General features: G+C 68.9%; 18 protein-coding genes. 4 read left to right on the top strand and 14 right to left on the bottom strand.

Features of this window, described 5'->3' with window-relative positions; translation table 11 throughout:
• Positions 1 to 8 precede the first annotated feature (8 nt).
• A complete protein-coding gene (locus CFP66_RS08800) occupies positions 9 to 920 on the top strand; it encodes an AraC family transcriptional regulator (protein WP_094922051.1) in 912 nt (303 codons plus the stop codon).
• A gap of 29 nt (positions 921 to 949) precedes the next feature.
• Here CFP66_RS08800 and CFP66_RS08805 read toward each other — a convergent pair whose 3' ends face one another.
• Positions 950 to 1,972 carry an NADP-dependent oxidoreductase gene (locus CFP66_RS08805; protein WP_094922053.1) on the bottom strand — a complete coding sequence of 341 codons (1,023 nt, stop codon included), beginning with the start codon at positions 1,970 to 1,972 and terminating at the stop codon, positions 950 to 952.
• A 118-nt stretch (positions 1,973 to 2,090) separates the two neighbouring features.
• On the opposite strand from CFP66_RS08805, the gene CFP66_RS08810 reads away from it, so the two are divergent.
• Entirely contained in the window at positions 2,091 to 5,324 is a 3,234-nt protein-coding gene (locus tag CFP66_RS08810) for a BTAD domain-containing putative transcriptional regulator (RefSeq protein WP_094922055.1), read from the top strand.
• An 8-nt stretch (positions 5,325 to 5,332) separates the two neighbouring features.
• Here CFP66_RS08810 and CFP66_RS08815 read toward each other — a convergent pair whose 3' ends face one another.
• From CFP66_RS08815 to CFP66_RS08835, 5 genes are all read right to left on the bottom strand, one after another.
• Entirely contained in the window at positions 5,333 to 5,791 is a 459-nt protein-coding gene (locus tag CFP66_RS08815) for a DoxX family protein (protein WP_158228049.1), read from the bottom strand.
• 68 nt (positions 5,792 to 5,859) lie between these two features.
• Positions 5,860 to 6,588 carry an SDR family NAD(P)-dependent oxidoreductase gene (locus CFP66_RS08820; RefSeq protein ID WP_094922058.1) on the bottom strand — a complete coding sequence of 243 codons (729 nt, stop codon included), beginning with the start codon at positions 6,586 to 6,588 and terminating at the stop codon, positions 5,860 to 5,862.
• 40 nt (positions 6,589 to 6,628) lie between these two features.
• Positions 6,629 to 7,423, bottom strand: a complete 795-nt coding sequence (locus CFP66_RS08825; RefSeq protein WP_094922059.1) for an N-acyl homoserine lactonase family protein — start codon at positions 7,421 to 7,423, stop codon at positions 6,629 to 6,631.
• Between the two features lie 87 nt (positions 7,424 to 7,510).
• On the bottom strand, positions 7,511 to 7,954 hold the full coding sequence (locus CFP66_RS08830) for a VOC family protein (RefSeq protein ID WP_094922061.1): 444 nt from the start codon (positions 7,952 to 7,954) through the stop codon (positions 7,511 to 7,513).
• An 81-nt stretch (positions 7,955 to 8,035) separates the two neighbouring features.
• Entirely contained in the window at positions 8,036 to 9,538 is a 1,503-nt protein-coding gene (locus tag CFP66_RS08835; RefSeq protein WP_094922062.1) for a long-chain fatty acid--CoA ligase, read from the bottom strand.
• Between the two features lie 142 nt (positions 9,539 to 9,680).
• Between CFP66_RS08835 and CFP66_RS08840 the strand changes: the two genes are divergently transcribed.
• Entirely contained in the window at positions 9,681 to 10,343 is a 663-nt protein-coding gene (locus CFP66_RS08840) for a TetR/AcrR family transcriptional regulator (protein ID WP_198961326.1), read from the top strand.
• Positions 10,344 to 10,367: 24 nt separating this feature from the next.
• Here the strand turns inward: CFP66_RS08840 and CFP66_RS08845 are convergent, their stop codons facing one another.
• The 7 genes from CFP66_RS08845 to CFP66_RS08875 all read right to left on the bottom strand — a co-directional run bounded on the left by CFP66_RS08845 (position 10,368) and on the right by CFP66_RS08875 (position 15,908).
• The gene (locus tag CFP66_RS08845) at positions 10,368 to 11,234 is read right to left on the bottom strand and encodes a mycofactocin-coupled SDR family oxidoreductase (RefSeq protein WP_198961327.1); all 867 of its coding nucleotides are present in this window, start codon (positions 11,232 to 11,234) and stop codon (positions 10,368 to 10,370) included.
• Positions 11,235 to 11,313: 79 nt separating this feature from the next.
• Positions 11,314 to 11,754 carry a VOC family protein gene (locus CFP66_RS08850; RefSeq protein WP_094922065.1) on the bottom strand — a complete coding sequence of 147 codons (441 nt, stop codon included), beginning with the start codon at positions 11,752 to 11,754 and terminating at the stop codon, positions 11,314 to 11,316.
• A 21-nt stretch (positions 11,755 to 11,775) separates the two neighbouring features.
• Positions 11,776 to 13,281: a CoA-acylating methylmalonate-semialdehyde dehydrogenase gene (locus tag CFP66_RS08855; protein WP_094922067.1), complete on the bottom strand. Its 1,506-nt coding sequence runs from the start codon at positions 13,279 to 13,281 to the stop codon at positions 11,776 to 11,778.
• A gap of 43 nt (positions 13,282 to 13,324) precedes the next feature.
• Entirely contained in the window at positions 13,325 to 13,948 is a 624-nt protein-coding gene (locus tag CFP66_RS08860; protein WP_198961328.1) for a cupin domain-containing protein, read from the bottom strand.
• Between the two features lie 34 nt (positions 13,949 to 13,982).
• Complete coding sequence (locus CFP66_RS08865) at positions 13,983 to 14,918, bottom strand: alpha/beta hydrolase (RefSeq protein ID WP_094922070.1); 936 nt, start codon at positions 14,916 to 14,918, stop codon at positions 13,983 to 13,985.
• Between the two features lie 52 nt (positions 14,919 to 14,970).
• Positions 14,971 to 15,429, bottom strand: a complete 459-nt coding sequence (locus tag CFP66_RS08870) for a DUF3237 domain-containing protein (RefSeq protein ID WP_094922071.1) — start codon at positions 15,427 to 15,429, stop codon at positions 14,971 to 14,973.
• Positions 15,426 to 15,908, bottom strand: a complete 483-nt coding sequence (locus tag CFP66_RS08875; RefSeq protein WP_094922073.1) for a nuclear transport factor 2 family protein — start codon at positions 15,906 to 15,908, stop codon at positions 15,426 to 15,428. Before CFP66_RS08875 ends, CFP66_RS08870 begins: the two co-directional genes overlap by 4 nt.
• Before the next feature lie 274 nt (positions 15,909 to 16,182).
• Between CFP66_RS08875 and CFP66_RS08880 the strand changes: the two genes are divergently transcribed.
• A complete protein-coding gene (locus tag CFP66_RS08880) occupies positions 16,183 to 17,229 on the top strand; it encodes an NADP-dependent oxidoreductase (protein ID WP_094922074.1) in 1,047 nt (348 codons plus the stop codon).
• A gap of 48 nt (positions 17,230 to 17,277) precedes the next feature.
• On the opposite strand, the gene CFP66_RS08885 is transcribed toward CFP66_RS08880, so the two are convergent.
• Positions 17,278 to 18,567: a tetratricopeptide repeat protein gene (locus tag CFP66_RS08885; protein ID WP_198961329.1), complete on the bottom strand. Its 1,290-nt coding sequence runs from the start codon at positions 18,565 to 18,567 to the stop codon at positions 17,278 to 17,280.
• Positions 18,568 to 18,683 lie beyond the last annotated feature (116 nt).

The following is an 18,683-nucleotide window of genomic DNA, read 5'->3' on the forward strand; positions in this document are numbered from 1 at the left end:
GTACGGAAGTGCCGGGCGATCAGCTCTCCGAGGTGTTCGACCTCGTGGAGGTCCGCGGTGTGGTGTCGGGGGGCTTCGCGATGCGGGGCCCGTGGGTGTCGCGCGCGGCCACCGGCGGCCGGCTGAAGTACCTCGCGATCGTCTGCGGGCGGGCCCGGCTGACCACCGACGGCGGCGACGGGCCGATCGAGCTCGGGCGGGGCGACGTCGCCATCCTGAACGACAGGACATGGCTGGAGCTCGAAGGCGGCGACGGCGACGGGCCGCGCCGCGAGATCGAGCCCGAAGCGGACTTCACCCGCCTCGTCGGCGCCGACTCCGGTACCGACGACATCGTCATCGGCGGTCACGTCGACCTCAACCCGGCCGGTCGGGCGCTGCTGCTGCAAGCTCTCCCGCCGGTCGGGCACGTACGGGGAGCGGCTGCCACTGCGGCCCGTCTGCGCGGCAGCCTCGACCGGCTCCTCGATGAGGCGACCGGGCACCGGATGGGCTCGGCGTTCGCGATACGGCAGTACGGCCAGCTCCTGCTGCTGGAGGTGCTGCGGGCCTACGTCGACCAGGCGGAGCTGCCCCCGGGATGGCTACGGGTGCTCACCGACGAGCGGTTGCGTCCGGCGGTCGGCCTCCTGCACGCCGAACCCGGAAGGCGCTGGGGGCTGGAGGAATTGGCGCGGGCCGCCGCGATGTCGCGGACGTCGTTCGCCGAGCGCTTCCGGACCGTGGCGGGCGTACCGCCGCTGACCTACCTCAGCCGGTGGCGGATGCTGCTGGCGCAGCGCGCTCTTCGGGACGGCGATGTCCGCATCGGAGCGCTGGCGGTCGAGCTGGGCTACTCGTCGGACAGCGCCTTCAGCACCGCGTTCACACGGGAGGTGGGGGAGTCGCCGCTGCGCTACCGGCGCCGGATGCGCGGCTGATCGTCCCCCGAACGAGAGAAGGAAGTTGGTCAGCCGCGCAGCCGGACGAGCATCTTTCCGACGTTGGCGCCGCGGAGCACGCCCAGGAGGGCCGCCGGCGCCTCGTCGAGGCCCTCGACCACGGTCTGCTCCGTGTGCAGGCTGCCGTCGGCCAGCAGCGGAGCGGCCAGCCCGATGAACTCCCCGAACCGGTGCAGGTGGTCGCCCACCTGCATCCCGCGCAGCGACAGCCGCTTGCTCACGGCGTCGATCAGGTTGCTCGGCCCGGGTACGGGCTCCGTGGCGTTGTACCCGCTGATCGCCCCGATCAGGGCGGCCCGGCCGTTGACGCGCAGGGCACCGATCGCCGCTTCCAGGTGCTCGCCGCCGACGTGGTCGAGGTAGACGTCGATCCCGTCGGGCGCGACAGCGGCCAGCTGGGCCGCGATGGGACCGGCGCGGTGGTCGACGGCAGCGTCGAACCCGAAGTCGCTCACCACCTTCTTCACCTTCTCCGGCCCTCCTGCGGAGCCGATCACGCGCGAGGCACCGAACCGGCGGGCCAGCTGTCCTGCCACGCTGCCGACGGCGCCGGCCGCGGCGGAGACGAACACGACGTCGCCGTCACGCACGGGAGCGATCTCGGTGAGCGCGATGTACGCGGTGAGCCCGGTCGTGCCGAGCGGGCCGAGGTAGGCCTGCGCGGGGGCGAGGGCGGTGTCCACCACGGTCGCGGCCTCCGCGTCGAGGACGGCGTGCTCGCGCCAGCCGAGGAAGTGCGCGACGGTGGCGCCCACGGGGACGCCGGGAGCGCGGCTGGCGACGACCTCACCGACCGCCGAGCCCTCCAGCGGGGCGCCGATCGCGAAGGGTGGCAGCACGGGCGACGGGATGTCGTCCATCCGGCCCCGCATGTACGGGTCCACCGACATCCAGGTGTTGCGCACCAGGACCTGCCCGTCGCTCAGCGCGGACAGCGGGGCGTGGGCGAGCGCGAAGTCCTCCGGGCGGGGCTCGCCCACCGGGCGCGCGGCCAGCCGGATCTCGCGGGTGGTGGGGAGGGTGGCGTTCATCTTCTCGTTCCTCTCGTGTGTTCTCGCTGCGACAGGACCCACCGTGCGCCGGCGGTGTTCGGATCCGGCTCGGGTCCTGTTGTGATCCCGTTCGGACGCGCCGGGCTACCGTCGGGACGTGCGTTTCGGGGTGCTGGGACCGCTGGACGTGCGGACGGCGGACGGGCGGGCGGTGCGGGTGCCCGAGTTGAAGGTCCGCGCGTTGCTCGCGGCCCTGCTCGCCCAGGACGGACACCCGGTGTCGGCCGATCGGCTGGCCGAGGACCTGTGGGCCGGCGGGCGACGGCCTGGCAGCCCCGTCCGCGCTGTGCAGGCGAAGGTGTCGCAGCTGCGCAGGGCGCTGGCGGACGCCGAGCCGGGCGGCCGCGAGCTGGTGGCGTCCGTGGCGTCCGGGTACGTCCTCGACGTCGGCGACGAGGCGGTGGACGCCGCGCGGTTCGCCGCGCTCGCTGCGCAGGCCCGCGCCACGCCGGATCCCGCCGCGAAGGCTGCGCTGCTCGCGGACGCGCTCGCGCTCTGGCGCGGCCCGGCGTTCGCCGACTTCCGCGACGAGGAGTTCGCCCGGGCCGCGATGGCCCGCCTCGACGAGCAGCGGCTCACCGTCGTCGAGGAACTCGCCGAGGCCCGCCTCGCCCTCGGCGAGCACGCGCTGCTGGCCGACGACCTCGGCGACCTGGTGGCGCAGCACCCGCTGCGGGAACGGCTGCGGGCCGCCCACGTACTCGCGCTCTACCGCGCGGGCCGGCAGGGCGAGGCGCTGGGGAGCTTCGGGACGCTCCGCACGCGGCTGGTCGAGGAACTGGGCCTCGACCCCGGTCCGGAGCTGGTCGCGCTCCACCAGGCGATCCTCGGGCACGATCCCGCGCTGGCGGCCGTGCCGGTGCCCGCGACGTCGAGCGCCCGCCCCCGCGGCAACCTGCCGGCGCCGGTGACCGGGCTGGTCGGCCGGTCCGCGGCGGTCGCGGCGGCACGTGACCGGCTCGCGACGGGTCGGCTGGTGACGCTGACCGGCCCGGGCGGGGTCGGCAAGACCCGGCTCGCGCTGGAGGTCGCCTCGCAGGTCGCCGGGGAGTTCGCCGACGGCGCGTGGTTCGTCGACCTCACCGCGATCGGAGCGGGCCACCGTGCGGACGCGTCCGTGGCAGGGGTGGCCGAGCTGGTGGCGGCGGTGCTGGGGATCCGCGACGAGACCGGCGGGCGCCCCGCCGACCTGACCCATCAGCTGTGCGACGCGCTGCGGTCCCAGGCTCTGCTGCTCGTGCTGGACAACTGCGAGCACGTCGTCGAGCGGGCCGCCGGGCTCGTCGCGGCACTGCTCGCGGCCGCGCCGGGGTTGCGCGTGCTGGCCACCAGCCGCGAGCCGCTCGCCGTGGCCGGGGAGACACTGCAGGAGGTCCCGCCGCTGGGCCTGCCCGCGGAACCGGGCGACCTCACCGCCGTCGCCGCATCGGGCGCTGTCCAGTTGTTCGCCGAGCGCGCCGCCGCCACCACCCCCGGATTCGCCCTCGACGCGACCAACGCCGCCGCGGTCGCCGCGATCTGCGCCCGGCTCGACGGGCTACCGCTGGCACTGGAACTGGCCGCGGCGAGGGTACGGGCGCTCGGCGTCCACGGCGTCGCCCAACGCCTGGACGACCGGTTCCGGCTCCTCGCGGGCGGCAGGCGCGACGCCCCGCAACGGCAGCGCACGCTCCGGGGAGTGATCGACTGGAGCTGGGAGCTGCTCGCCGCGCCGGAGCGCGCCGTGCTGCGCCGGATGGCCGTGCACGCCGGTGGGTGCACTCTCGGCGCTGCGGAGGCGGTCTGCGCAGGGGAGGACGTCGAGCCGGATGCCGTTCTCGACGTCCTTGCCCGGCTGGTCGACCGGTCCCTGGTCGTCGCCGGCTCCCCGGACGACGCGGACGGCCCCCGGTACCGGTTGCTCGAGTCGGTGGCGGCCTACGGGCGCGAGCAGCTCGCGGCGGCCGGAGAGCTCGACGACGTGCAGGTGCGCCACCAGAACCACCACACCGCGCTGGCCGAGCGGGCCGAGCCGAATCTCTATGGCCCCGACCAACGTCGCTGGCTGCAGCGCCTCGACGCCGAGAGCGCGAACCTGCGCGTGGCCCTCGACGGCGCCGTCGCCCGCGGCGCGGGCGAGGGCGCGTTGCGGCTCGTCAATGCGATGTCCTGGTACTGGTACCTGCGCGGGCGGCACCGGGAGGCGCGCCGGGCCCTCGGTGGCGCCCTGGCGGTCGGGGGACCGCCCGCCGCCGTCGCGCGTGCCAGCGCCTGGCAAGCGGCGTTCGCGATGCTCGTCGGTGACGGCGACGACCCCCTGCGCGGCAGCCGGGCGGCCCTGGCCGCCTACGACGGAGTGGACGCACCACGGGAGCGGGCGCGGGCGCAGTGGTTCCTCGCGCACGCCCACCTGCACTTCGGCGACGTTCCCGCCGGTGACGAGCTCAGCGCGGCCGCGCTGGCCGCGTTCCGCGACGTCGATGACGGCTGGGGGATCGCCGCGGCGCAGAGCAGTCGGGCGAAGGTGGCGATGTTCCGGGGAGAGCTCGCCGCGGCCGAGCGCGCCGCGACGGACAGCCTCCGCCGGTTCGTGGAGCTGGGTGACCGCTGGGGCAGGCTGCTGGCCGACGACATGCTCGCCTACCACGCGGAGGTCACCGGCGACCACGACACGGCGGCCCGGCTGCACCGCGAGGACCTGCGGATCGCGGAGGGCCTGCAGCTGTGGACCGACGCCTCCTACCGCCTCTCCGGCCTCGGCCGGATCGCGCTGCTGACGCGTGACTTCGCCGCCGGCAGCGAGCTGCACGAGCGCGCCCGCCGGCTCGCGAACGACCAGGGCAACCCGTTCGCCGCCGAGTACGCCCAGGTCGGCCTCGGGCTCGGAGCGCGGCGGCAGGGGATCCTCGACGTGGCAGAGGCGCACCTCGGCGCTGCCCTCGCGCGGAACCGCACGCTGCATGCGGACTACGGGGTCGCGTACTACGGCATCACGCTGCTGCTGGCCGAGCTCGGCTTCGTCGCGGAGCTGCGGGGGGACGCCACCCGCGCCGCCACCCTGCACAGCGAGGCGCTGGCCGCGGCCCGCGAGGTCGGCGAGCCGCGGGCCGTCGCGCTCGCCGTCGAAGGGCTGGCGGGTGCGGCGGCGGTCGCAGGGGACCACGTCCGCGCCGCCCGGCTGCTCGGCGCGGCGAGCGCGGGGCGGGAGGCCGTCGGAGCCCCGCTGCCTCCCGCGGAGCGCGGTGACGTCGACCGGATCGCCGGCACTGCCCGCGCGGCGCTCGGTGCGGCGGCGTTCGCCGAGGCGTTCACGGAGGGCACCGCGTCGCCGCTGGACGAGGTGGCCGGGTGATGCGCCGCTCAGGCGGCCGCGGGCCCTACCTTCCGACGGCCGCGCCCGACGATCAGGTGGTCGAGCCCGAACCTGCCGGAGCCGACCACGGCGAGGACGAGGCTGAGCAGCCCGACCGCGATGACCAGCTCGGGGCCGGTGTGGTCCATGGCGTACAGGCCGCCGGGGTGCGCCAGGATCCACGCCCCGGCCATGTTCAGCGCCATCAGGACGCCGACGATCGGCACCCCGAGGCCGAGGATCATCGTGATGCCGCCGACGAACTCGAAGAGGACGTTGGCCGGCCCGGTGACAGCGGGTAGAGGGGCGCCCGTCTGCGCGAAGAGCTCCCCCACGCCGCCGAGACCACCGCCGAAGTCGTACATCAGCTTGGCGTGCCCCAGCATGATGATCCCGAGGCCGATGCGGGCCACGAGGAGGACGAGATCGCGAGCCACCCGGATACCGGGGGCGGGTTCGTGTGTCATGGGGGTACGACCGCCGGCGCGCCGAGAAGTCATCTGCCCGGCTCTGGCACACCTCCGTGCCCCTGGGATCAGGGGGCGAGATAGCCCCCGTCGACCACCAGTGAGGTGCCGGTGACGTAGCTGGCCTCGTCGCTGGCGAGGAACAACGCCGCGTACGCGGTCTCGATCGGCACGCCCGGTCGCTTGAGCACGGTGCCTGCGATGAGCGCGGCATTGATCTCGGGTGCCTGGTGCTCGTTCATCGGCGAGAGGATGTAGCCGGGGTGGAGGGAGTTGCAGCGCACCCCGTCCTGGCCGTGCGTGGCCGCGACGTTCTTGCTGACGTTGAGGATCGCACCCTTGGCTGCCTGGTAGGCGTACGAGTTGGGCACGCCGGCCAGGCCCCAGATGGACGAGACGTTGATGATCGAGCCGGCCCGCTGCTCGATCATCTGCGGCAGCACGGCGCGCATGCCGAGGAAGATGCTCTTCAGATCGATGTCGAGCACCCGGTCGTACTGCTCGTCCGTCGTCTCGAGGATCGGCTCGTACTCGCACACCGCGGCGTTGTTGATCAGGATGTCGAGTCGTCCGTGCGCGGCCACGACGTCGGCCACGACGGACTTCCACTGATCGGGCTGCGTGACGTCCATCGTCACGAAGGTGACCTTGCTGTCGGCGGCGTCGGCGGCGTCGAGGACGTCGCCCGACACGACGGCCTTCGCGCCCTCGCGCATGAACAGCTCGGCCATCTCACGGCCCTGGCCGCGGGCCGCGCCGGTGATGAGCGCGACCTTGTCCTTCAGGCGATCCACCATCGGTTTCGCTCCTCCCCGTTCGTCGGTCAGCGTTCGTCGATCAGCCGAGAACCGTGGCGATGTGCGCTGCCGCCCCGTCCACCGCGGGGAACCTGTCCCGCACGCGGCCGTCGTGGCCCGGGATGACCGTGGCGCCGGTGCGGGCGGCGAGCTCGTTGATGAACGAGAGACCCGAGCGCATCTCCTGGAGATCGGTGAACGCGAAGAACGGCCACTCGTTCTCGACCTGCTCGTAGAAGTGCGCGGCGTCCACCGCCAGGATCAGCGGGCCGGAGCGGCCCTGGACCTTCGTCAGCAGCTCGCCCGGGCAGTGCCCGCCCACCGGGTAGACGGTGATCCCGGGGTGGACGGCGGTCTCTTCGTCGATCAGCCAGAGCCGGCCCTCGTCCTCGGCGCGCTTCACGGGCTCGAGGTGCTCGGCGATCGTGAACTCGCCCTCGAGCTCGCCGCGCTCCCACTTGCCGAACCAGTAGTCGTACTCGGCCCGTCCGCTGACCACCCGCGCGTTGGTGAACAGCCGCAGGTAACCGATGTGGTCGTAGTGGAAGTGCGACGTGATCACCATGGACACGTCCGCCGGGTCGACGCCGAGCAATGCCAGGCCGTCCGGCGTCGACACGACCGGGATCTCTCCGAGCCAGTCGCGCGCCGGGATGTCGTAGCCGGTGTCCAGCAGCATCACGGTCTGCCCGTCGCGGATGACCCAGAAGTTGTACTCCATGTGCAGCTCGGCGTCGGGGAGCCCGTACTGCGCGTAGTCGTGGAACACCACGCTGCGGTCGACCATCCGCTCGCCGTACTTGACCTGGACGACTTCGAGGCCCGCGTCGGGCATCCCTGCTCCCTCGGGTCGGCTTGCTCGCCACTACGAACTGACGTCCGACTGTATGGCTGTCGGACAATCATGCGCAAGGAGCTCGCGTCACCCGATGCGCTCGGCCAGGGACACGATGATCCCCTCCGGCCCGCGCACGTAGGCCATGCGCCAGAACCCCTCGTACTCGCCGACACCGCCGACCAGCCCGTACCCGTGCGTGGCCAGCCGGTCCACGGTGGCCTGGAGGTCGTCGACCTCGAAGGCCACGTTGCGCAGCCCCAGCTCGGTGGCCATCGCCGCCGGCGACCCCGGCTCGTGGCCTGGCCGGACGAAGCTCGACAGCTCCAGCCGGGTGCCCCCGTCGGGCGGCCGCAGCATGACGACCTCGGTGCGGGAGCCGGGGATCCCGATCACCGTGTCCAGGAACTCGCCTTCCACGACCATCCGCGTGCCCTCGACCTCGAGACCGAGCCCGACGAAGAACTCCGTCGCGGTGTCGAGGTCGGCGACGGTGATGCCGACGTGGTCGAAGCGTTGGATGCGCGCCATGGTCGATCCTCCAGCGGTCGTGTCGTCGATCCGTCCAGGGGACGTCGCCACCGACCGGTTCTCGACATCGCTCCCGAAGGATCACCCGACGGGTCGGACCTCCACCGGTGGCGAGACCTCTCGCCGGAGGATCTTGCCGGTCGGACCCTTCGGCAAGGAGTCGACGATCCACACCTCGCGTGGGTACTTGTAGGCGGCGAGTCGACCTCGGACGAACTCCTTCAACTCTTCGGTCTCGGCACGTGCTCCCTGCTTGAGTGCCACGGCCGCGCCGATCTCCTCCCCGAGGTCCACGTGCTTGATGCCGATCACCGCTGCCTCGGCGACAGCGGGATGCTCGTAGAGAACCTCCTCGACCTCGCGGGGGTAGACGTTGTACCCGCCGCGGATGATCAGATCCTTTTTCCGGTCAACAATGGTGTAGTACCCGTCGCGATCGCGAGTGGCGATGTCCCCGGTACGGAACCACCCATCGGGGATGGCTTCGGCGGTGGCCTCAGGGCGCTTCCAGTAGCCCCTCATGAGATTCTCGCCCTGGATGGCGATCTCGCCCGGCTCGCCGTCAGGCGTGTCCGCGCCGTCGTCGTCGACGAGCCGCAGCCGGCAGCCGCGTACAGGTATCCCGATCGTGCCGGGTCGGCGTTCGTGCCCGGGCTGGTTGAAACAGGCAATGGGTGCGGTCTCCGAGAGCCCGTAGCCCTCATAGATCTCGCAGGCGAACTCCTTCTCGAACGCCCTGAGGATCTCGACGGGCATGGCGGCGCCACCAGCGATACAGGTGCGGAGCGAGGACGTGTCCGTGGTGCCGGCATCAGGAGAGTGCAACATCGCGGCGTACATGGTGGGCACACCTTCGAGAACCGTCACACGATCGCGGGCCAGGACCTGCAATGCCCTGCTCGCCTCGAAGCGGGGGACGAGGGTCAACAGCGCAGCTGCCTTCACCGCTGCGTTGAGCGCGCACGTGAGGCCGAACACGTGGAACAACGGCAAGCAACCCAGGATCACATCGTCGGGACCCACTTCGATCAGAGTGTCCACCGTCGTCGCAACGTTGGTCGACATGTTCCGGTGGGTGAGTTCCGCACCCTTGGGCCGCCCGGTGGTCCCGGAGGTGTACAGGATCACGGCGGTGTCGTCGTCGGCACGATCGGTGGCTTCACGGACCGGTTCGCCGGACAAGTCGGTCGGACCCGTAGGAGGCACCGAGACCGACCGGATCCCGAGCTTCGCCGCCGCAGCCGGGACGACCGCATCGCTACCGTCCAACCCGTACACCAGTGTCATGCCAGAGTCGTCGAGGTAGTACTCGACCTCACGCGACTTGAGCAACGGGTTCATCGGCACCGCCACCGCGCCTGCCAGCAGGATGCCGTAGAACAGCACTGCGTACGCAGGGACGTTCGGCATCATCAGGCCCACCCGATCGCCCGGCTGCACGCCCCGGGCGCGCAGGTCGCCGGCCACAGCCGAGGCGTGGTGATGCAGCTGCCCATAGGACAGGACGTACTCGTCGAGCTTCACGGCCGGGCGGCTTCCGTATTCACGCGCGGCCGCGACCAGATCTTCAGCGAGGTTCGACACGGTTGCTCCTGTTCCGAATCTTCGTCGAACGCAGGCAGAGCGGTGGCCCGGCCTTGATCACAACTGCCCACTTCCCGTGATCCGGTGCCCAACTCCACCTTGTGTGCGCGCCCGGTGGTCGACCTGATCTATCATGTCGCTTGTGGCGACCAACTCCTCGTTCAGCCTGAGCACAGCGGAAGCACGGGTGGGCCGGCGGAACATCAAGGGCGACAGGCGCGAGCAAGCCCTTCTCGAGGGCGCCTACGACCTGTTGCGCACGATGCCCTTGCGCAACATCTCGATCCACGACATCACCAATCGCGCGGGGCTGTCCCGGTCGTCGTTCTACTTCTACTTCGAATCCAAGTGGCAGGTGCTGTCCGCGCTGCTCTCGCGGGTCACGGCTGACGTGTTCGGAGCGTCCCAACTGATATTTGACCGGCCCGCCGGCATGCCGCCGGAGGCGGCGATCGAGCAAGCCGTCAACGAGGTCATCCAGGTGTGGGAACAGCACGGTCATGTTCTTCGTGAAGTTGCCGACGCCGCTGCGGCCGAGCCGGCCCTGCAGGAGCAATGGGACGCGATCCTCGGTCGGTTCATCGACGCAGCGGCCGCCGGCATCGAGCGGGACCGGGCCACCGGCGTGGCGATCGGTGGACCGCCGGCCAGGTCGTTGGCTGCTGCGTTGATGTGGATGGGCGAACGCAACCTCTCGTTGATGAGCCTGCGCAGCGAAAATGCAATACCGCTGGACGACATGCTCGAAACCATGACCACCATCTGGCTGCGGACCGTCTACGGCCGCGAGTGGAAGCCCCGGTGAAGCCGCCCTTCTTCTGCGCGGACGCTACTGGTTGTCCGACGCGATCTTCGCCATGTTCAGCCCCGGCATGAGCATGTGGCCCCCGTCGACCAGCATCTCGAGGCCGGTCGTCCACCGTGATTCGTCGGATGCGAGCCACAGGACGGCCTCGCTCATGGCTCGCGTCGGCAGCAGGCCCACATCCCGCAGAACCGACCAGTACTTCGCTCCCTGCAGGTCCTCCTTGACTCCCTGGCCCGGCCCCTTTCCTGCACACAGGTCGTAGCCACCCTGCCAGTCGAGCGCAGGGGTGTCGGTAGGTCCGGGAAGCAACGAGTTGACCCGTATGCCGAACTGGCCGAACTCGAGGGCTGCGCTCTTCGCCAGGCCGAGCACGCCGTGCTTCGACGCGACGTAGTGGACGTAGTGCGGAGATCCCTCGACGCCGTTGCCGGACGAGGTGACGATCACCGACCCGCCTCCGCGCGACTTCATGGCCGGAGTCACGGCTTTGAGGGTCCGCCAGACCCCCATGATGTTGACGTTGAGCACATCCAGGAACTCGTCCTCGGGAACATCTGCGAAGGGGTGCACGGTCCAGATGCCGGCGTTGGCCACTGCGACGTCGAGCCCGCCAAAAGCCTGGACCCCCGCAGAGACCAGCTCGTCCAGCGCGGCCTGCTCCCGGACGTCCCCTTCGTGCGCGATGACCCGCCGGCCCAGCGCCTCTACCTCTTTGACCGTGATCGCGAGCTCATCCGACGTGCCGACGGGGTAGGGAACCCTTCCATCCGCCGGGCAGTCGAACGCGAGGATGTCTGCACCTTCTTGAGCGAGGCGGATCGCGTGTGCTCGTCCCTGACCTCGGGCTGCGCCGGTGACCAGCGCGACCTTTCCTTCCATGCGCCCCATTGCACTCCTCCTTGAGTGTGACTTCGTTGGCGTCTCGTGCACCGAGCCGCTCATTGTTCTGCAGTCCTACCGGACAGCTCTACCCGCCAGGCCTGATCAGCTGAAGAAGAACGTCGATCCCGGGCGGCTCGGTCCAGACATGTGTCGCATCTCCCATCCGAATTGGTGCTGCGATGGGATCCGCTCTACCAGGCCCTCGGATTGCACATCCGGCGAGTTCAGGGCCGTCGGCGTGGTGTAGCCGTAGTGCTATGTGATCGAGTTTGGCCGGTGCGCCTTCGAGAGCCGCGTCAAGCGCATCCGTGTCGTGCAAGGTGTACAGCTCGACCTCTGCCCCGGAAACGTTGAGGAAGGCCGCGCTGATACTCATGGCCGGCGCCTCGACCGTTCGAGCAACCTCGACCTGGAACCGACCGGACCAGTGTGCGACGGCAGAATCCAGATCGCGCACGAGTATTCCGACGTGATCGAGGCGCGGAAGGTGGGAACCGGGCGGCGAGGTGGAACTGTTCTCGGACATGTCAGCTCCTTCGTGGCCGCGTTACTGACCTGACGCCGCGACGAAGTGCGGAGCAAGACCCGGCGCGGGCTCCGTCCACCGCTGGGTGACGACTTTGGACCTCGTGTAGAAGCGGTAGGCGTCGTAGTTGAGCCCGTCGTCCCCGAATCGCGAGTCCCCCCAACCGCCGAAGCCGAACCAGGAGATCGGCACGGGGATGGGAATATTGACCCCCACGCTTCCGGCCAGCACGCCCCGGGTGAATCGCCGCGCGGCCGCGCCGCTGCCGGTGAAGATGGCGGCGCCGTTTCCGTAGGGGTTGTCGTTCACGATCTGCAGGGCGTGCTCGAGGTCTCTGGCGCGCAGCACGCTCAGCACCGGTCCGAATACTTCTTCGCGGTAGAGGTCACTCTCGACGCTGACGTGGTCGACGAGACTGGGACCGATGAAGTAGCCGGCTCCGTGCGTCGATCGTTCGCGGCCGTCGACGACCAGCCGGCCCCCTTGCTCGACGGAGAGCCCCAGCGCCCCGCGGACCCGGTCGACAGCGACCTCTGAGATCAACGGCCCCATGTCGGTGCCCGGCGCGGCCCCTGGGCCCACCTCGAACGCGTTCGCGCGCTCGGCGGTCTTGGCGACCAATGCCTCTCCCGCCTCGCCGACGGCGACCGCGACGGTCACGGCCATGCATCGCTGACCTGCGGCGCCGTAGGCCGCTGACACCAGTGCATCGGCAGCCGCATCGAGGTCGGCGTCGGGCATCACCACCATGTGGTTCTTCGCACCCCCGAGGGCCTGGACCTTCTTGCCTGCCTCGGCCGCGCGGCGGTAGATGATGCGCGCGACCCGGGTGGATCCGACGAACGACACCGCCGCGACATCGCGGTGATCGAGAATCGCCTCGACCGCTTCCGAGCCACCGTGGACGACGTTGAACACACCGGCAGGCAGACCGGCATCGCTCATCATCTGTGCCAGCCGTACCGACGCCGACGGCACCCGCTCACTCGGTTTGAGCACGAACGCATTGCCGCAGGCGATGGCGGCGGTGAACATCGACACCGGCACCATCACCGGGAAGTTGAACGGCGTGATGCCCGCACACACACCGAGAGGCTGACGGAAGGAGTACGTGTCGACACCGTTGGCCACCTGGTCGGCGTACTCACCCTTGAGCTGCTGTACGACCGAGAGCGACACGTCGGTGGCTTCGATGGAGCGGGCGATCTCTCCTCGGGCATCCGCGATCGTCTTGCCCTGTTCGGAGGTGATGAGCGATGCGAGCTCGTCCATGTGCTCGTGCAGCAAGGCACGGAACCGGTGGAGTACCGATGCGCGTGCCGGAGCCGGGGTGGCCGCCCAGGCCGCCGCCGCGGTCCGCGCATCGGCCACAGCTTCCTCGACGGCATCAGCACCGCCCAACACGACGGTCCTGACCACACGCCCGGTAGCCGGATCGTGGATCTCGGCTCGCGGCCCGTTCGTCGGGGAGACGGCCGCGCCGGCGATCCAGTGCGGCACGGTGTCGAGGGAAACGTCGATGGTCACAGCTACTCCGTTGTTCAGCAATGGCCGGATATCCCAGATGAAGTCAGACCTCACCCTTGCGGTCACGCGGGTGCGGAAGATCCGGGAACATCTCCAAGCCGTAGTTCTCCTTGAGGTTCTCGACTTCCGCCTGCAGCTGCTCGGGCGTCCGGAGCTCACGATCGCGGGCTTCGTAGAAGTACTTGTCGATTCCGCCGTCGGGCTCGAAACCCTTGCTTTCGGGTCCGGGCACGAACACCACGAGGATCCGAGCCTCGTCACCGACCACCTCGTACGTGTGCCGCTGATCTTTGCGCCCCCACACGAACTGGCCTCGCTTGGCGCTGTACGAACCGGCCTCGGTGTGGATAGCGATCTCGCCGTCCATCACGAAGAAGCCCTCTTCCTCGCGGTGGTGGATGTGCCAGACGGGTTCGGTACCGCGGACCCAGTTCGTCTCGATGACGATCAGCTGACCGTTGGTGGTCTCGCCGGTCGCGTGGATCCAGAAGTCCACACCCGTCATGAAATCGCCGGTCATCTTGAAGTGGATCTCGTCACGGTGCGAGACGTAGCTCTCGCCGTCGCGAGAGGTTGAAGGCTGGATCTGGTCGACGTCTGATGCAGTGGCCATGTCAGTCCTCGTTCCTCTTTCTGTTGTTGCACCCTGGGCGTGTTGGGGGATCACGAGCCGTGGCTATCCAGCAAACTGCGATAAGAACCTATGCGAGTAGTTCGGAGAGCTCTCTCGCGAATACGGTGATGGCGTGACCACCATCGTCCAGTACGCCGGCCAGCAACGGGAAGCTGTGCGGCATGCCCTCGTACTCATGGCGTCGGACTTCGATTCCTGCTGCCGCGAGCCTTTCGCCGTACCGCTGGGCATCGTCGGCAACGGGGTCAACCTGAGCACTGACGATGACCGCCGGTGGGGCACCTGTCAGGTCCTGCGTCAGCAACGGTGAGGCGAGGCTCGAACGGCGGTCATCGGCGTCGGGGACGTACAGGTCGTATGCCCACTCGAGCGTGGCCCGGGTGAGGAACGGACCATCCGCATACCGTTCCACCGACTCGCCGCTCATGGTGGCATCGAGAGCGGGACACAGCAGACCCTGCGCTTTGACCAGCGGGCCTTGTGCGCGCGAGGCGAGTGCGATGCCTGCCGCCAGCGCACCCCCTGAGGAGTCGCCGGCGATCGCGAGCGACTCGACGTCGATGCCTGACCCGTCGCCATGCTCGCTCACCCACGAGAATGCGTCGGCGGCGTCGTTCTGGGCAGCTGGGTACCGGTTCTCCGGTGCCAGCCGGTACGCGACGGAGACCACGACGAGCCCGCCCTGCACGCAGAGCTCCCGGCAGAGTCGATCGTGGGTGTCCAGGCTCCCCCGTACGAACCCCCCGCCGTGCAGGTAGACAACGCCTGGGAGCAGGGTGGATCCAGCTACGGGAGGGCGGTAGCACCGTGCCGCGACTACCCCCTCGCGAACGGGGATCGTGAAATCCTCTACTGCGCAGCTCTCGTCAACGGGGCCCGACAGCGCCCGCAAGTCCTCGCCGGCCTGCCTGTAGGAGGCAATGGGAATCTCCCACGGCTGCGGAGTCGGGCGTGCGGACACAGAGTGCAACAGCTGCTCGACCTGCGCATGCAGCACGCTCATGCGAGCCGTCACCCCCGGAGCGGGAGGGACTCGCCGAAACCGGTGGTGGGTGTCATGCGTCGACCCGGAAGACCTGGAACTCGACGACCGGCCCGGGCTGGACGCGTCCTTGCCCCACGAAGATGGTCTGGTTGACCCAGGAGTACCTGGGGTCGCCGCATTCGAGGCGTGGCGTCGTGACGAAGTAGTGGTCTCCGAAGTCGGTGCCCGTTGCGCCGCCACCGAGTGCGCCTGCGGCTGCTTCCGTCACCTCGACCAGGCCCTGGTAATTCATGTAGATGACCGCACCGTCGTCGGTGTAGAACTGCGCGCGCACGTCGAGCCGGCCGAAGCCGTCGTCGCCGGCCAGCAGCCAGTCGCCGCCACCGGGGGCTGCTGTTCCGCTGATTCGCTTGCCGGTGACCTTGCCCCCCGTGACGGCGAGGACCTGGCGTAGCCCGTAAGGGCCCGGGCCGACGACCTGCGGTTCGGCAAGCTCTGCGGTGTAGCTGAACTCCGGTTCCAACTTCACTGACCGACCTCCACTCCAGCAGCGGCAAGAACAGACGACATGCCCTTGGCGATCTCGTCGTGCCCGAACGCCCCGAGGACGACGTCAGGGTTGAAGTACTCACGGAACAAGACGATCTTGCCGTCCCGGATCCGCATGTGTGTGCAATAGGTGTTCGCGTAGATCTTTCCGGTCTGCGACACCGTCGCCGTTCCACGCAGCTCGAGGACGAAGAGCTCCGGGTCAGTGGTGTCGTGCACCGTCAGCGAGTCGACGCGCAGGTCCGGAACCGAGCTGAAGAACCAGTCGATGAAATGACCGATGAGGTGTCGCCCCGGCACGCTCTTGGCCAGCGGCTCGGGCGCGAAGGGCATCTCCCAGACGCCGTCCTCGGCGAAGGTGTCCTTCCAGGCCTCCAGGGCCGCGCCGCGAGGCGGGCCCTCGTCGAGGGCCTTCCAGAAGCGCTCAACCGTCGCGCGGTTGTCCGCCTGCGCGCTCATACGCCGCCTCCATCTTCTCGTCGGCCGATGTCTCAGCCGGTGTCCCAGCCCACACTGCACGAGGTGTCGGTAGTAGTCAACACACTGTCGACTACGCTGCGCCGAGCCGCTCATCTGCAAGGACACAGTCGGCGGGTCGCCAGTCTCGACGTGCTGTTGATTATCATCAACGCATGGTCTAGTCTCCTGACAGTCTTGCGGACATCCCTTGCTGCGGCACTTGTGCCGCAGGTTGACCAGCCACGTCACTGCTCGCGACCAACGGGGATCGATCATGAACTCGCCCATCAATCGGCTGTTTCGTTTGCGCAACAGGCCCCAGGGCCGAGTCGGCGAGGGGGATCTCGAGTGGGGCGAGGAACCCGTTGCTGAAATCGCCGATCGGCAGGCGCTGGTTCGCACGCTCTACCTTTCACTCGATCCCACCAACCGCGTCTGGATGAGCCAGATTCGGTCCTACATCCCGCCGGTCGCGCTCGGCGCGGTCATGCGGGGTCTCGGCGTGGGGCAAGTCGTCGAAAGTCGGCGAGAAGACCTGCCGGTCGGCGCGTTCGTCCTCGGCTTCACCGGCTGGCAGGAATATTGTGTTGCCGACGACTCCGTCCTCGAAATTCCCTTCACTGTCCTTCCCGATCCGCTGCCGGCGCCGCTGTCCGCCTTCCTCGGAGTGCTCGGACACACTGGCATCTCAGCGTTCATCGGTGTGGAACTGGGCGATCCGCAGCCGGAGGAGACGTTCGTAGTCTCTGCCGCTGCAGGGGCTGTCGGCTCCATCGCCGGCCAGCTGGCGAAGCAGCGCGGCGCTCGGGTTGTCGGCATAGCAGGCGGCGCTGAGAAGTCCCGCCGCCTCGTGGAGGAACTCGGCTTCGACGCGTGCGTAGATCGACATTCGGACGACTGGCGCAAGGCGCTCGACGACGTGACCCCCCATGGCATCGACGTCGACTTCGAGAATGTTGGCGGGCCGATCATGGATCACGTCCTGAGCCGGCTGAACGTCGGAGCGCGTATCACGCTGTGCGGGCTGATATCCGAGTACGACGACTACAACGACAACGGCGACCAACTGGGTCTGCGCAATGTGAACCAGTTGCTGATGCAGCGAGCCACCCTACGAGGGTTCATCGTCACTGACCACGTCGCGCGTTATAGCGAGATCATCGGAAAGCTCGCTGCAGCACTGGGGGAGGGCTCGTTGTCGTACGACGAGACCGTCGTCGAAGGCTTGGAGAACGCCCGCGACACCCTCAACCAGGCACTGTCCGGCGGCACCCGGGGGAAGACGGTCGTCAAGGTCGCGTCGCCCACACCTGTGGATTGACGTGGCGAGCGAGTTCGACAGCCGCAGGTAGGCGGCCGCCCCCGGCGTTCAGGGGGTCAGCGGCACGGCTCGGTCATCCTCCGACGTTCCCATCCCGGTGGTGGTCAGCTGGTCGACGAGCTTCCGAAAGTCCCGGGCCGCCGGCTCGCCCGGATACCGCTCGCTGAGAACGTCGGTCATCTCGGATGCCACCATATAGAGCGAGGGCTGAGACTTCCGGTCAATCGACAATGCATCGTTTCCGTACTCGATGGCCGAGCTCAGATCGCCCGCTCTCGCGGCGACGACTCCGAGCGTCAGCAGCGATTCTGCCCGCCGCATGGGTGCCGTCACGCGCCCGTCAGGCGTGACTGTCTTGCCAATGATCTCGCGCGCGAGCAGCTCGGCCAGCTGATCGTCACCGATCAAGCGATAGCAATCCATCGCGTAGTAGTCGAACTTCTCCGGGTCGACAACGAAATGATTGTCCGGACGTTCCGGGTAGGGCAGCGAGTCGAGCAACACTCGACCCTTTTCTAGCGCGCGGACTGTATTCCGCTGATTCCCGGACCTGGCCCAGGCCTTGGCCTCCTGAGCGAGGAGTTGAACGGACACGGAGCGGTTCCGGGCCGCGTCCTGGCCCGCTTGCGCTGCCTCGACGACCTCTCGATACCTACCGGTAGTCAGGGCGAACCACGCCCGCATCTCGTGGCCCCACCCGACAACGGCGGGGTTGCCCGCCTCCGTTCCGAGCTGCAGGGCCCCCGTCCGCGTCGCCTCAGCGCTCCGGTAGTCGCCGGTGTCGTACTCCAGGCAGCCGATCAGCAGCGTCAGCCACGACGCCGCGTCGAGTAGGTCACAGTGCTGCGTGAACGTCAGGCGTTCGTCGAGCAAGCGCGTGATACGCGCCAGCCATGCCCGCCCGTCCGCGATCAGATCTGCCGGGTGGCGCATCGCGTACTCGCAACACAGCTGCTCGACCGTGAGCGCAAGCGCGTCGAGCGTGACGTCATCCACCGAGGACCGCCGGATGCGCTGGACCAGTTCGTGTGTGTCCATCCCGCTTCGGGCAATCAGCAAATCGTCAGGCTGGTTCGGCCGGTACGGCGTCCGACCCGAACTGAAGATGGACTCGACGACGGTGCCGAACGTGGCGGCGATCAGTGGACGGTACGCTTCATCAGGCTTGTTCCGACCGCGTTCCCAACGTTTCCATTGATCCAGCAAGCCCGCCGGTAATGGCGAATCAGAGAACGTACGCATAGCGTGCACAACATCCGATTGCGTCCAGCCGCGGGCCGTCCGCTCTCTGTGGAGACGCTCGGCCCAGGCGGGACGGCCCTCCGTGTCCGGTGTCACACCGCCATGATAGCTCATCAGAATATGCAACAGTGACCGAACAAACCTGGTATGCAGGCCAGTAACCCTTGAACACTTCAGAGATGGGGGCACCTGTGCCCCCTGATGTGCCCCCT

Source organism: Pseudonocardia sp. MH-G8, from assembly GCF_002262885.1.
Taxonomy (GTDB): Bacteria; Actinomycetota; Actinomycetes; order Mycobacteriales; family Pseudonocardiaceae; genus Pseudonocardia.